This window comes from Methanomicrobiales archaeon, from assembly GCA_030019205.1.
In the GTDB taxonomy this organism is placed as follows: domain Archaea; phylum Halobacteriota; class Methanomicrobia; order Methanomicrobiales; family JACTUA01; genus JASEFH01.
In genome coordinates this window covers 30,387-43,188 of sequence record JASEFH010000013.1, presented here as the reverse complement: position 1 = coordinate 43,188, position 12,802 = coordinate 30,387, and the positions used below count along the sequence as shown (strand labels likewise).

Genomic DNA, 12,802 nt, shown 5'->3' with positions numbered 1-12,802 from the left:
ACTCGTCTAAATACGTGATGACCTGATGAGCATCGCCGTTCTGGAAGGCTTAATCAGTCAGGATATCGAGTGCTTTCATCTCTCGCTGCAGGGCATAGGTGGTATGGGCGTACCGATCCTGACTGAAGAAGGAGGGAACTTAGTCTTCTTCCCTAATTTCTGGTTTCAGGGCATAATTGAAGAATGTTGCCCCTCGGTAGCTTACCCGAGGGGCTATTGGCTCCACCCCTGCGTTAGCGAGACTGGGCAAGTTTGGCCGCGGATCACATACTTGCCCAATCGATGAATGAACAATCTCTCCTATATATAGGATTTAAACTGTATAGGATGTAAACTGCGATACATCAAGTTCCTTTTCAACAAATTTCGCCTTTGTTTCTATAGGTTTAAATTTCGCCTCGTTGGAGTGCATACGCCGATCCACCCTGGTTTCCCCCGGGATTGTAAATGTACTGCCATTTTCTCTCGCATAATCTATGTGCGCCCCCTTATATCCTGAATATCTCAGCGGTTGCTTCGTCGTTTGTATCTGCTCTTCCATCTGGAAAATTTTAAGAAGGGGGGTGATTCCTTCACAAGTACAGAATTTACGAAATAGGGAATGGCCTCCCACTAATTGCAGACCTACCTTTGCGTTAGCAAGATTAATGTCGGTGTAGGGGATTTTCCCTTCGCCTGCAAGATTTAATCCCACACTGGACTCTTTCTCTCCAGATATCAGAATGATGCCGTTTTTCGCCTCAATCAGCTCCGTAACGACAGCCCAATTTGATTCCCATTTCCCATCATGATATCTTTGTTCGATTTCTTTTGCCACGGCATGTTGATCGCGAATGGAGTGGGTTAACGTCTCTCCGAGGGATAGATACGTCGCGTTTTTTCTTTTAAATTGAATCGCGAAATCTGCTTCTACTCCACCCAGCAACCCCTTTATGATATTGGCGTTTCCTGCAGCTTTTGCGAAGAAGTTCACTCCACCTTCTGACGCATAAAACATATCCCCTTTTGTTCGATCTTTACGAATTTTAAAATCGATTCCTTTCGATTCGAGGTCCGATTCGTATATAAACTGATTGTTCTTTACAGTCCCAATATCTCCCACTTCCAATGGACTATTCGGCTCCCAAGTAGCATGATAACGCAGTCCTTTGTATACTTCAAGGAGATACTGTTCAACAGGATCGCTACACTTTCCCAACAACCAATCTCGCAATCCAGACATACTCGCACCGTTTTGGGTAATCTACATAACGAACAATAAAGATTGTGTTGCATGGCTTTGCAGAGTATTAGGCATTTGAAGGGGTGCGTAATATGCTGTTAAACGTGTCCCATCTTCTATGGGAACAACGATGTCCCATTAGCCGATGATGAACCTGTTGAGACCACGGGTAATCGGAACTTCGTAATGACGATCGATGAAATCCATGGGATCCCTGATGGCATTCAGTGCATTATTCTGCCCCTCAAACTCTCCCTTACACCATCACATGGTCATTGTTCAGATTCCGTATTACGCGGATACGATTATGGGAGGCTGCGTACGAGTACCTGAGGATATGCGTGCCGATCTGAAGCGGTCCCTCCGGCGCCGCTGCCGCCGGATGGAGATCCCCCTCGTCGGGGTGGCGAACGTGGAGCGCTGGGAGGATCCGCCGTTCGAGCCCTGGGTGCCGCCGGAGTTCTTCCCGCAGTCCATCTTCCCCGAGGCCCGCTCGGTGGTCGTGATCGGCCTGCCCGTCCACCTGCCGGTGGTCGAGACGGCCCCCTCCATCTACTACCGCGAGCTCTACACCGCGGTGAACGCGCACCTGGACCAGTACACGTACCGGCTGGCCGCATTCCTGAACGAGCAGGGCCATCCCTCCGTCTTCGTTCCCCGGGACGGGTATGCGGGCGTCGAGGCGCTCCTGAACAACCCGATCGCCTTCTTCTCGCAGCGGCATGCCGCCTTCCTCGCGGGGCTGGGGACGTTCGGGGTGAACAACACCCTCCTCACGCCGCAGTACGGCCCGAGGGTCCGCTTCGGGTCCGTCTTCACCGCGGCGGAGATCCCGCCGGATCCGATCCTCCCGGGCGACCTCTGCACCCGCTGCCTGCAGTGCGTGCGGCTCTGCCCGGCGCATGCGCTGGAGGGCGGGGAGTATCCCGAGAGCCTGACGGACCGGCGGGCCTGCGCTGCCAGAAGCGCCGCGCTGAACCGCAGAGGCGTCTCGCCCTGCGGCATCTGCATCGCGGTCTGCCCCGTCGGGGAGGACTGGAGGTTCTACGGGCGGACGGGTGCGTCGATCGGCGGGGATCGGGACGGGAGATACCGGAAGGCCCGGGAGCACGTGCAGCGGTATGGCGGGAGAGAGTAGACGGCGGCCATCGCCCCTCCGGGGGAGGTGCATGGCGCACCTGATCCTGCTCCGCCACGGGGAGAGCGCGTGGAATGCGGAGGGGCGGCTGAGCGGGTGGGCGGATCCCGATCTCTCCGAACGCGGCGTGCGGGAATCCGAGACGGCTGCCGCCCGCATCCGGGAGGGGGGCATCGTCCCGCACTGCGGGTTCGCCTCGGTGCTGAAGCGGGCGGTGCGGACCCTCGCGATCGTGACCGCCGCCCTGGACTGCCCGCACCTGCCCGTCTGCTGCTCTTGGCGGCTGAACGAGCGGCACTACGGGCTGCTGGAGGGGCGGACCCGGCAGGACCTCTACCGCGAGTTCGGGCGGAGCGCGGTGGAGCGGTGGCGGAACGCGTTCGACGCCCGCCCCCCGCCGCTGCCGCAGACCGATCCCCGCCACCCGCTGCACGATCCCCGGTACGCGCACCTGGACCCGGACCGGATCCCCTCCGCGGAGTCGCTCGAGGACGCCCTCTACCGACTCCTCCCCTGCTGGCGCGACGGGATCGCCCCCGCGCTGCGGGGCGGCAGGAACGTGATCGTGGTCTCCCACCGCACCACTCTGCGGGCGCTGATCCTCCGCCTGGAGCGGATACCGCCCGATGCGATCGCCCGGATCGACCTGCCGACCGCCCTGCCCCTGGTCTATACGGTGAGCCCCGCGCTTGCCGTCGTCGATCGGCGGATCCTGGACGGGCGGCAGGCGGCGATCCCCGCTGCGGGTGAACGGGGGAAGGGAGAGAAGAGTATAAACCTCCATCCTCTGTATAGGTGAGAGGAGATGCCGCCGATACCGTCCCGCGGGGAGCAGATGGCCGCCCTCGCCGGGGAGATCCGCGGGTGCCGCAAGTGCCCGCTCTGGAAGACGGCCCGCCAGGCGGTCCCCGGTGAGGGCAGCCTCGAGGCCCGCCTGATGCTCGTCGGGGAGGCGCCGGGGGAGCGCGAAGACGAGAGCGGACGCCCGTTCGTCGGGCGGGCGGGGGCGGTTCTCGATTCCCTCCTGCAGGGAATCGGACTCTCCCGCGGGGACGTGTTCATCGGCAACGTCGTCAAGCACCGCCCGCCGGGGAACCGGGATCCCCGGGCCTGCGAGATCGAGATCTGCTCCCCCTACCTCGACCGCCAGATCGAGCTCGTCTCGCCCGAGATTCTGGTCACGCTGGGGCGGCACTCCGCCCGCTACATCCTGGGGCGGATCCCGGTCGAGTTCGAGCGCATCACGGACGTGACGGGCAGAGTCTTCACCGCGGATCTCTTCGGCCGCCGCCTGCGGATCGTGCCGGCCCTGCACCCGGCGGCGGGGCTGTATAACCCCTCGTATCGAAAAAGACTTGAAGAAGAGTTCCGAATAGTACAGCGAGAGCTGGAGAGCCCATCGCCCTGACTCCCCGCCGGGAGACGACCCTGCATGCCCCGAGAGAGATCCTATGGTGCCGTCGTAGTCCGAAATGCCGACGGGCGGCTCTATCTCCTGCTGCAGTACGAGGCCGGGCACTGGGATCTGGTGAAAGGGCACGCAAAGCGCGGGGAGAGCGGAGAAGAGGCCGCTGTCCGCGAACTGCGGGAGGAGACGGGGATCGCGGACGCCCGCTTCGTCCCCGGGTTCCGCGAGGAGATCAACTACTTCTTCCGCGCCCGCGGTCGCACGGTCTACAAGGAGGTGGTCTACTTCCTGATGGAGACCGACCAGGCGGACGTGGTCCTCTCCTTCGAGCATATCGGCTACAAGTGGCTGCCCTACGACAAGGCCCTGGCCCAGGCCACGTTCCAGAACACCCGGGATGTGCTGATGAAGGCGCACGCGTTCCTGGAGAAGAAGCCCTGACGCGCTCCCGCGACGTCTGCCGCGCCGCGGTGGGATCGCCCATGGATGGAAACCCTATGAATGCCCGCACAGTTCGAATCGGACTTGTCCAGACGGCCGTATCGGAGGATCTCGAGAAGAACCTGGAGAAGACCCTGCGCTACGCGGCGTCCGCCCTGGAGCAGGGGGCGGAGATCCTCTGCCTCCCGGAACTCTACCGCACCCCCTACTTCCCGCAGTCCGCGTCGGCGGATGCCGCCCGGTACGCCGAGTCCATCCCCGGGGAGTCCACGGAGGCGTTCGCCGCCCTCGCACGGGAGCACCACGCGGTGATCGTCGTCCCCCTCTACGAGCGTGCGGGGGAGGGCGGCTACAACGCGGTGGCGGTCGTCGATACCGACGGGTGCATCCTGCCCGTCTACCGCAAGGTGCACGTTCCGTGCGATCCCCTCTTCTACGAGAAGCGCTACTTCCGGGCGGGAGAGCGCTACGAGGTCTACAGCACGGAGTTCGGGCGGTTTGCCGTGCTCATCTGCTACGACCAGTGGTTCCCCGAGGCGGCCCGGGCGGTCACCCTGATGGGGGCGGACATCATCTTCTACCCCACCGCCATCGGGAGGATCCGGGGCCTGGAGCCCCCGGAGGGCGACTGGCGCGAGGCCTGGGAGACCGTCCAGCGGGGGCACGCGATTGCCAACGGCATCCACGTCGCCGCCGTCAACCGCGTGGGGCGGGAGGGCGAGATCCTCTTCTGGGGGAGCTCGTTCGTCTGCGACGCGTTCGGGAAGGTGCTCGCACGGGGCGGCACGGAGGAGGGGATCCTGATCGCCGATCTCGATCTCGGCATGAACCGGCAGGTGCGGGAGGGCTGGGGATTCCTGGAGAACCGCTGCCCGGCGACCTACCTGCCGCTGGTTCCGGCGGGCGGCGCGGTCCCCGTGCGGGACCGTGCGGGGACGCCCCGTAAGCAGGGCTACCGTATGCCGGCGGAATGGGAGCGGCACGATGCCGTCTGGCTTGCCTGGCCGCACGACAGCACCACGTTCCCGGATCTCGGGGAGGTCGAACGGGCGTATGCCGCCATCGTAAAAGCCGTCAGCACGGGAGAGCGCGTGGAGCTCCTCGTCGGCGATCCCGCCATGGAGGAGCGGGTGCGGGGGCTGCTGGGCGGAGCGGGCGTCCCGCTCGATCGGATCCGTTTCCATGTCCTGGGCTACGCGGACGTCTGGTTCCGCGACTACGGCCCCACGTTCGTCGTCAACCGGGAGGGGGGCCGTCTCGCGATGGTCGACTGGATCTTCAACGCCTGGGGGGAGAAATACCCGGAACTGATGCGGGACACGCACGTTCCCGCCAAGATCAACCGGGAGCTGCGTCTTATGGCATTCCGCCCCGATATCGTGCTCGAGGGCGGGTCCATCGAGGTGAACGGGCGGGGCACCGTCCTGACGACAGAGCAGTGCCTCCTCAACCCGAACCGCAATCCCTGCCTCTCCCGCGGGGAGATCGAAGGCTACCTCCAGGAGTACCTCGGAGTATCAAGGATCGTCTGGCTCAAAGAGGGGATCGCCGGGGACGACACCGACGGCCACATCGACGACATCGCGCGGTTCGTCGGACCGAACACCGTCGTCTGCGCGCGGGAGGAGGATGCGGGAGACGCGAACCACGCGATCCTGGAGGAGAACCACGCGATCCTGCGGCGGGCGCGGGACCAGGACAATAACCCGTTCACGGTCGTCCCCCTGCCGATGCCCGGCCGCGTCGGCGACGAGGAGCGGCTTCCCGCCAGTTACGCCAACTTCTACATCGGCAACACCGTCGTCCTGGTCCCGACGTTCGGGCATCGGAACGACCGCCGGGCGCTCGAGATCCTGCAGGGCGTCTTCCCCTCCCGGAAGGTGGTGGGCATCGACGGCCGGGCGATGGTCCGGGGGCTGGGCACCCTCCACTGCATCACCCAGCAGCAGCCGTCCCGGCAGTCACCCGCCCCTCACCGGTTCTGCTGACGGGCCTGTCGCGCAGCGGAGGGGAATCGGGGGATGAGAGGGCGCGTTCCCCCTCCCCCCGCGGGCGGGTATGGGGAACGGGAGATGGCAGGGATCGGAGGGAACCCTTCCGGTGCCCCCTTCTCCCGCCCGCAGCGTCTCCCGCAGACGGGCACGGCCTGTCCCCCGATCTTCGTCATCAGGGCGGTTCGATGGCGGGCATGCCGTGTCAGTGGAGCCCGAGATCGGATTTTATCCCCTGCAGCGCCTCGACTGCCAGGCGGTAGAAGGTGGCAAGATCCATCAGCCGCTCGATCTCCCGCACCTTCTCCCGGCGGCACCCGGCGGCAAACGCCTTCTCCTTCATCTTCTTGGCAACCGTGTCCGCCCTGACCCCGGAGATCGCCCCGCCCTTCACCATCGCGGCGGCGATGATCAGCCCGGAGATATTGTCGGCGGCCTGGAGCGCGGTATCGAGCGGCGCATCGGAACTGCCGCAGACCATATCGTTGTGGCGCCGCACCGCCTCCGCGATATCCGCATCCACCCCGTGCTCCCGCAGGATCCCGGCACCCACGGCGCCGTGCCGCTGCATGTCCCCCCCGACCACCTCGTAGTCGATGTCGTGCAGGATCCCGATCACCTCCCACCGCTCCGCATCCTGGCCCAGGTGCTCCCCCACCCGCCGCAGGATCGCGGCGGTGGCAAGGGAGTGCCTGATCAGGCTCTCCTTCTGCACGTACTGAAAGAGCAGTCTCCGGGCTTCATCGGCGTTCATGCAGGAGAGGTGGTCGCCCGCACCCATAAACCCTGATCCTGGGCGCGACTCCCGTCACGGTCCCCCCCGCCCTCGCCAGAGGGGTATTCTCGCCCGCATTCCGCATCGGGCGCGCCGAACGGGCCGATCCTGTAAAAGGGCAGGTTTCATCCCGTTTTCTGGAATGCGGCCGATAACGCTTTATACCGGCATGGACAATCGGCAGAGCCCCGGGGGGTTGGACCTGACCGGATCCCGCCCGGAGGGAAGAGAGGCGGGAACGGATCGCCGGCCGTTGCCGGGGCCCGCATGCCGCGGGAGAGGGTGGACTCACCCGGTGCGCCGCGGTTCCCGCCGGGAGCGCGATCGGAACAGGAGTGAACGGGGATGCCCGCCAGCCCCCATCCCCCGGCACGCTGGCGGCACCCGGGAGGAGCGGCATGACAATGCGATCCAGAAGAGGCCTGGCATCCGCGGACATCGAGACCCGGCGGCGGGTTGCACGGGCCGGAGGAAACGCCCCGCACGGAAAGAGGGGTCTGCAGACGGCATCAGCAGAGACGAGAGAACGCGTGGCGAGAATGGGAGGCCAGGCCTCCCGCGGAGGCGGCCGCCCGCCCCGCGGGAGGTGGCGGAATCTCTGACGGGCGAAACGGACCTCCCGGGGATCCGATGGGCGGGGTCAGATCGATGTCGCCTTCGGCTTCTCCTCCCCGCTCTCGAACCGCAGTACCGCCAGGATGAACCCCTCGAGGCCGGCCGTATTCTCGAAGGTGATCCTGTCGATATCCGCCCGCTGCCCCGGGGGCCAGCGGAGGCGGGTCGCCTGCCCGACGGCCTCGGGGGCGCCGATATACGCGGTCCCCCGCTGATCGCTCCCCCGCCCGTAGGTGAACCGCACGTCCCACATCCCGCGGTTGTCGGCGACATACACCGATCCCCCGGGATGCTCCCTCTCGAAATCCCGAATCCTGGCCCTCACAAACGCCCCTACGCTCGAATCGTCTCTCAACTCGTACTCTGCCATGGTCCAGCACTCCTGTGACCGGTTATCGTCCGGCATCCCTTAGAATGCTCCCGGAATATTAGTCTTTGGTTCGATCGGCGACCCGATTCCTCCTGTAACGCCGCATCGGAGCCGCACGGCCGACCACGCCCCTGCGGCGGTCAGGGGAGATCCAGATCGAGCAGAGCGGTGCGGGTGTGGACGCAGGGGAACTGACCGGAGTCCCCGCCCGACTCCAGATCCCGCTTCAGGCGCACGAGATCGGCGATCGTGTCCACGTCGAACCAGCGATCCAGCAGGGCGACCGTCAGTCCCAGCTGCCCGGCTCTCCGGATCGTGCGGGCCGTCACGGCCGGCGTGCTCCAGGGGATGCCGCGGAAGAGCGCGGGCGTGTGCCGCCGCATGCCCACCAGGTAGTAGCCGCCATCGTCGCAGGGGCCGATGACGACGTCGGATCTCTCCAGAGCCATGAGCCCGCTCTGGATGTACGCCGGCGGGAGGTGCGGAGTATCGCTGTCCAGGAGCAGCACCCGCCGGCAGCCTTCTGCGAAGAGAGATCCGGCAGCGGAGGAGAGCCGCTCTCCCAGGTCTCCCCCTGCCTGGCGGAGCAGGCGGTAGCGGTTCCCTGCGAGAGCGCGGAAGAAGGGTTCCGCGTCGTCCGGGGTGTAGGCGATGACGCGGTGGGCCGGGCTGCCGACGTGCAGCACCTGGTCCAGTTTGTCCAGCAGGAAACCGTGGTAGAGCCGGGCCGCCTCCCCGCCCGTCAGCGGCGGGATCAGGCGGGTCTTCACCCGGTGCGGCTGGGGGGCCTTGGCCATGACGACGATCGCATCCATCGCGCGCAACCCGCAGGACGGTATCGGGCTCTCTCCTGAATAACCTTTGGGCCGCTCTCTCGGGTCACGGCGGCTCTTCCGGGCATCGGGGGATGTCGCTCGCCGCCGGCCACGGATCACGCCCCGGAACGTCCCCCGTAGCCTGGGGGAGGCCGCAACGCTCATCTGCACCCGAACCGAGAGGTTTAATAGAGAGTCCCGCCGGAAGGGGGTGCATAAGGACTGCCATGATCTCGATCGTCACCCCGGTACTGAACGAGGAGGAGAGCATCGAGCCGTTCCTCTCCCACCACCGCAACCTTGCCGGGGAGTTCGAGCTGATCCTGGTGGACGGCGGCAGTTCGGACCGCACGCTCGCCGAGGTGGAGCGCTGCCGCGGGGGCTTTCCCCGTCCGCTGAAGGTGATCGTCTCGGAGCGGGGGCGGGCCGTCCAGATGAACCGAGGCGTTCAGGAGGCGGAGGGCGATATCCTCCTCTTCCTGCACGTGGACTGCCGCATCCCGGCGGATTCTCTCCTGCGGATCCGAGAGACCCTGAAGGCCGACGGCGCGATCGGCGGAGCGTTCCGCCACTCCTTCCGGAGCCGGGACCTCCTGCTCCGCACGGAGAGCGCCGTCTGGAACCGCCTCGTGCGGGTGACGCCGATGTACTTCGGGGACTTCGGCATCTTCATGCGGAAGGACGTCTTCCTCTCCCTCGGGGGATACGACCCCCTGCCGTTCATGGAGGACCTCGAACTCTGCCGCAGGGCGAGGCGGAGGGGGCGGCTGGTCCAGCTCGACCGCTACATCTCGGTCTCGCCGCGGCGCTACCTGCAGAAGGGGAAGTACGCCCTGACGGCCGTCTACCTGCTCGCCATCCTCCTCAATGCCCTGGGCGTGCGCCCCGCCTTCCTCGTCCGCTACGTGGTGGAGAAGTAGGCAGGGAGCCGCCGGATCGGACAGGTTATCCCCTTCCTCTTCCAACCACTCCTGCCATGGAGTACGAGATTGTCGGCGACAACCTGCAGATGGTGACCCTCCGCCTCGCCGAGGGCGAGAGCATCTATGCCGAAGCGGGTGCGATGGCGAACATGAGCGGGAACATGCAGATGCAGACCCAGGCGAAGGGCGGCATCCTGGGCGGGCTCAAGAGGATGGTCGTGGGGGAGAGCTTCTTCCTGACACGGTTCCGCCCGGAAGGCGGGGCGGGGTTCGTCTCGTTCGCCGGCTCGATCCCCGGGAAGATCTTCCCCGTCCGCCTGGACGGATCGGATTTCATCGCCCAGAAGGACGCCTACCTCTGCTCCGAGGAGGGGGTGGACCTGGAGATCGCGTTCGCCCGCAAGCTCGGGGCCGGATTCTTCGGGGGCGAGGGCTTCATCCTCCAGAGAGTGAGCGGGAAGGGCTGCGCCTTCCTGCACTGCTGCGGGGACATCGTGGAGATGGATCTGGCCGCCGGCGAGACCGTGAAGGCGGAGACCAGCCTGGTGGTCGGGTTCGACTCCTCGGTCACCTACTCGATCGCCCTTGCCGGCGGGGTGCGCACCGTGCTGTTCGGCGGCGAAGGGCTCTTTGTCACCACCCTCACGGGACCGGGAAAGGTCGTGCTGCAGTCGATGGACCTCGCCAAACTGGCGGCATCGCTCCGCCCGTTCCTTCCCGCACCCTCCCGGAACAGGTGATCCCGCCCGGAGATCGCGGCAGGGGTAACCTTAATTGTCTATGAGAATGTAAGGGTGCAACCGGTTTCCGGATCGCATCCGTATGGCGAAACTCGTTATCGTGTCCAACAGGCTGCCCGTGAGCATCGCGAAGAGGAAGGGCGGGATCTGCCTCCAGACCAGTGCCGGTGGGCTTGCCACGGGTGTCGGTTCGTTCTACAAGTCCTACGACAGCATCTGGGTGGGGTGGCCGGGCCTGACCGTGCGGAGGAGTCATGCGGAGGAGAAGGAGAGAGTCTGCCATGCCCTTGCCGCCGAACGCTGCCATCCCGTCTTCCTCTCCGAGTACGACGTGCGGCAGTACTACGGAGGTTTCTGCAACAACACCCTCTGGCCCCTCTTCCACTACTTCACCCACCTGGCAGAGTTCGACCCGCGGCAGTGGAACGTGTACCGGCGGGTGAACCAGGCGTTCTGCGATGCCGTGATGGAGGTGGCGGATCCCGGCGACACCATCTGGGTGCACGACTACCAGCTGATGCTGCTCCCGCAGATGCTGCGGGAGAGGCTCCCGTCTGCCCGGATCGGGTTCTTCCTCCACATCCCCTTCCCCTCCTTCGAGATCTTCCGCCTGCTGCCCTGGAGAAAGGAGATCCTGGAGGGCCTCCTCGGTGCCGATCTCATCGGGTTCCACACCTACGACTATGTGCGCCACTTCCTCTCCAGCGTGCGGCGGATCCTGGGCTACGAGCACTCGCTGGGTGAGGTGACCGTGGGGAACCGCCTGGTCTGGGCGGACATGTTCCCGATGGGCATCGACTACGGGAAGTACGCCGATGCCGTCCAGGATGCGGAGGTCCAGGCGGAGATCCGCCGCATCCGCAGGAAGTACGGGCGGCGCAGGATCATCCTATCGTTCGATCGGCTGGACTACACCAAGGGCATCCCGCCCCGCCTGGAGGCCTTCGACGCCTTTCTGGAGAAGCATCCGGAGTACCGGGGCGAGGTATCACTGATCCTCGTCGCGGTTCCCTCCCGGGCAACCCTCGGGCACTACCAGCAGCTGAAGCACCAGATCGACGGGCTGGTCGGGCGGATCAACGGGCGGTACGGGACGCTGGACTGGGTGCCCATCCAGTACATCTACAACTATCTCCCCTTCAAGACCCTGATCGCCAACTACCACATCGCCGACGTCGCCCTGCTCACCCCCCTCCGGGACGGCATGAACCTGATGGCCAAGGAGTTCGTCGCAACCCGCACGACAGGCGCCGGGGTGCTGATCCTCTCCGAGATGGCGGGCGCGGCGCAGGAGCTCGGCGAGGCGATCATCGTGAACCCCAGCGATCGGGAGGCGCTGGTGGAGGCCCTGGAGACGGCGCTCACCATGCCGGAGCAGGAGCAGGTGGAGCGGAACCGCCTGATGCAGGAGCGGCTCCGCCGCTACGATATCCGCTACTGGGCGGAAGACTTCATCCAGAAGCTGAACGCCGTGACGTCGATCCAGCAGGAGCGGTCCCAGGAGATCCTGACGGAGAGCGCAAAAGACCTGCTCGTATCGGATTACCAGGCAGCGAGAGAGCGTCTCATCCTGCTCGACTACGACGGCACGCTGGTGCCGTTCGCGTCCCGCCCGCAGAAAGCGGCTCCCGACGAGGCCGTCCTCCGGCAGCTGGAGATGCTGGCGGCGGATCCCCGGAACGAGGTGGTGATCATCACCGGGCGGGACCGGAAGACCATGGACCGCTGGTTCGGCACGCTCCCCGTCGGGATCGTCTCCGAACACGGTGTCTGGATCCGGGATGCGCGCTCGGCATGGTGGATGCCCGAACAGCTCTCCAGCGAATGGAAGCAGGAGATCCGTCCCATTCTCCAGATCTATGCGGACAGGACGCCCGGTTCCTTCGTGGAGGAGAAGGAGCACTCCCTCGTCTGGCACTACCGCAGGGCGGAACCCGGACTGGCCTCGCTCCGGGCGATGGAGCTCAAGGACGACCTGCTGCACCTGACGTCCAATCTGAACCTCGCCGTGCTCGAGGGGCACAAGGTGATCGAAGTCCGCAGCGCAGTCATCAACAAAGGGCGGGCGGTCTCCCACTGGATCAACCGCAAATCCTGGGACTTCATCCTGGCGATCGGGGACGACCGCACGGACGAGGACCTCTTCGAGGTGCTGCCCTCCGACGCCTACTCGATCAAGGTCGGTCAGGCGCCGTCCAAGGCGCGGTTCAACCTCAGCACGCAGCGGCAGGTGCTCCCCCTCCTGAAGCAGTGCGCCGGGGAGGGCGGTTCGGCGCCGCGGAGACCGGATACTCCCCGGCGCACGTCCCTGAAGGGGAGAGACGCCGGTGTTTCGCCGGAAGGGGCGATATCTTCATAAAGTAT

At 65.1% G+C, this 12,802-nt stretch carries 12 protein-coding genes; 8 read left to right on the top strand and 4 right to left on the bottom strand.

The window, feature by feature from the left end; genetic code table 11:
• Window positions 1–313: 313 nt before the first annotated feature.
• Window positions 314–1,222: a hypothetical protein gene (locus tag QMC96_08380; GenBank protein ID MDI6876771.1), complete on the bottom strand. Its 909-nt coding sequence runs from the start codon at window positions 1,220–1,222 to the stop codon at window positions 314–316.
• A gap of 337 nt (window positions 1,223–1,559) precedes the next feature.
• Here QMC96_08380 and QMC96_08375 point away from each other — a divergent pair, with 337 nt between their 5' ends.
• Genes QMC96_08375 through QMC96_08355 form a run of 5 tightly spaced genes read left to right on the top strand, consistent with a single transcriptional unit; the run spans window position 1,560 to window position 6,197 of the window.
• Window positions 1,560–2,360, top strand: a complete 801-nt coding sequence (locus QMC96_08375; protein MDI6876770.1) for an epoxyqueuosine reductase — start codon at window positions 1,560–1,562, stop codon at window positions 2,358–2,360.
• A 31-nt stretch (window positions 2,361–2,391) separates the two neighbouring features.
• Entirely contained in the window at window positions 2,392–3,159 is a 768-nt protein-coding gene (locus QMC96_08370; protein ID MDI6876769.1) for a 2,3-bisphosphoglycerate-dependent phosphoglycerate mutase, read from the top strand.
• A gap of 6 nt (window positions 3,160–3,165) precedes the next feature.
• Window positions 3,166–3,768, top strand: coding sequence for a uracil-DNA glycosylase (locus tag QMC96_08365; protein MDI6876768.1), 603 nt, complete (start codon window positions 3,166–3,168; stop codon window positions 3,766–3,768).
• Window positions 3,769–3,792: 24 nt separating this feature from the next.
• On the top strand, window positions 3,793–4,209 hold the full coding sequence (locus tag QMC96_08360; GenBank protein ID MDI6876767.1) for an NUDIX domain-containing protein: 417 nt from the start codon (window positions 3,793–3,795) through the stop codon (window positions 4,207–4,209).
• Window positions 4,210–4,265: 56 nt separating this feature from the next.
• Entirely contained in the window at window positions 4,266–6,197 is a 1,932-nt protein-coding gene (locus tag QMC96_08355) for an agmatine deiminase family protein (GenBank protein MDI6876766.1), read from the top strand.
• A 208-nt stretch (window positions 6,198–6,405) separates the two neighbouring features.
• On the opposite strand, the gene QMC96_08350 is transcribed toward QMC96_08355, so the two are convergent.
• The 3 genes from QMC96_08350 to QMC96_08340 form a co-directional block, all read right to left on the bottom strand.
• Window positions 6,406–6,981, bottom strand: a complete 576-nt coding sequence (locus QMC96_08350; protein MDI6876765.1) for an HD domain-containing protein — start codon at window positions 6,979–6,981, stop codon at window positions 6,406–6,408.
• Window positions 6,982–7,615: 634 nt separating this feature from the next.
• On the bottom strand, window positions 7,616–7,960 hold the full coding sequence (locus tag QMC96_08345) for a hypothetical protein (GenBank protein MDI6876764.1): 345 nt from the start codon (window positions 7,958–7,960) through the stop codon (window positions 7,616–7,618).
• 140 nt (window positions 7,961–8,100) lie between these two features.
• On the bottom strand, window positions 8,101–8,775 hold the full coding sequence (locus tag QMC96_08340; GenBank protein ID MDI6876763.1) for a TIGR04282 family arsenosugar biosynthesis glycosyltransferase: 675 nt from the start codon (window positions 8,773–8,775) through the stop codon (window positions 8,101–8,103).
• A 227-nt stretch (window positions 8,776–9,002) separates the two neighbouring features.
• On the opposite strand from QMC96_08340, the gene QMC96_08335 reads away from it, so the two are divergent.
• The 3 genes from QMC96_08335 to QMC96_08325 all read left to right on the top strand — a co-directional run bounded on the left by QMC96_08335 (window position 9,003) and on the right by QMC96_08325 (window position 12,797).
• A complete protein-coding gene (locus QMC96_08335) occupies window positions 9,003–9,695 on the top strand; it encodes a TIGR04283 family arsenosugar biosynthesis glycosyltransferase (protein MDI6876762.1) in 693 nt (230 codons plus the stop codon).
• A gap of 56 nt (window positions 9,696–9,751) precedes the next feature.
• Entirely contained in the window at window positions 9,752–10,438 is a 687-nt protein-coding gene (locus QMC96_08330) for a TIGR00266 family protein (protein MDI6876761.1), read from the top strand.
• Between the two features lie 82 nt (window positions 10,439–10,520).
• On the top strand, window positions 10,521–12,797 hold the full coding sequence (locus QMC96_08325; protein ID MDI6876760.1) for a bifunctional alpha,alpha-trehalose-phosphate synthase (UDP-forming)/trehalose-phosphatase: 2,277 nt from the start codon (window positions 10,521–10,523) through the stop codon (window positions 12,795–12,797).
• The last annotated feature ends 5 nt before the right edge of the window (window positions 12,798–12,802 follow it).

What these genes read in the sequence shown, in the direction of transcription:
- QMC96_08380 (MDI6876771.1), bottom strand. Translation starts at nt 1,222, where the DNA reads ATGTCTGGATTGCGAGATTGGTTGTTGGGAAAGTGTAGCGATCCTGTT.
- QMC96_08375 (MDI6876770.1), top strand. Translation starts at nt 1,560, where the DNA reads ATGCGTGCCGATCTGAAGCGGTCCCTCCGGCGCCGCTGCCGCCGGATG.
- QMC96_08370 (MDI6876769.1), top strand. Translation starts at nt 2,392, where the DNA reads ATGGCGCACCTGATCCTGCTCCGCCACGGGGAGAGCGCGTGGAATGCG.
- QMC96_08365 (MDI6876768.1), top strand. Translation starts at nt 3,166, where the DNA reads ATGCCGCCGATACCGTCCCGCGGGGAGCAGATGGCCGCCCTCGCCGGG.
- QMC96_08360 (MDI6876767.1), top strand. Translation starts at nt 3,793, where the DNA reads ATGCCCCGAGAGAGATCCTATGGTGCCGTCGTAGTCCGAAATGCCGAC.
- QMC96_08355 (MDI6876766.1), top strand. Translation starts at nt 4,266, where the DNA reads ATGAATGCCCGCACAGTTCGAATCGGACTTGTCCAGACGGCCGTATCG.
- QMC96_08350 (MDI6876765.1), bottom strand. Translation starts at nt 6,981, where the DNA reads ATGGGTGCGGGCGACCACCTCTCCTGCATGAACGCCGATGAAGCCCGG.
- QMC96_08345 (MDI6876764.1), bottom strand. Translation starts at nt 7,960, where the DNA reads ATGGCAGAGTACGAGTTGAGAGACGATTCGAGCGTAGGGGCGTTTGTG.
- QMC96_08340 (MDI6876763.1), bottom strand. Translation starts at nt 8,775, where the DNA reads ATGGATGCGATCGTCGTCATGGCCAAGGCCCCCCAGCCGCACCGGGTG.
- QMC96_08335 (MDI6876762.1), top strand. Translation starts at nt 9,003, where the DNA reads ATGATCTCGATCGTCACCCCGGTACTGAACGAGGAGGAGAGCATCGAG.
- QMC96_08330 (MDI6876761.1), top strand. Translation starts at nt 9,752, where the DNA reads ATGGAGTACGAGATTGTCGGCGACAACCTGCAGATGGTGACCCTCCGC.
- QMC96_08325 (MDI6876760.1), top strand. Translation starts at nt 10,521, where the DNA reads ATGGCGAAACTCGTTATCGTGTCCAACAGGCTGCCCGTGAGCATCGCG.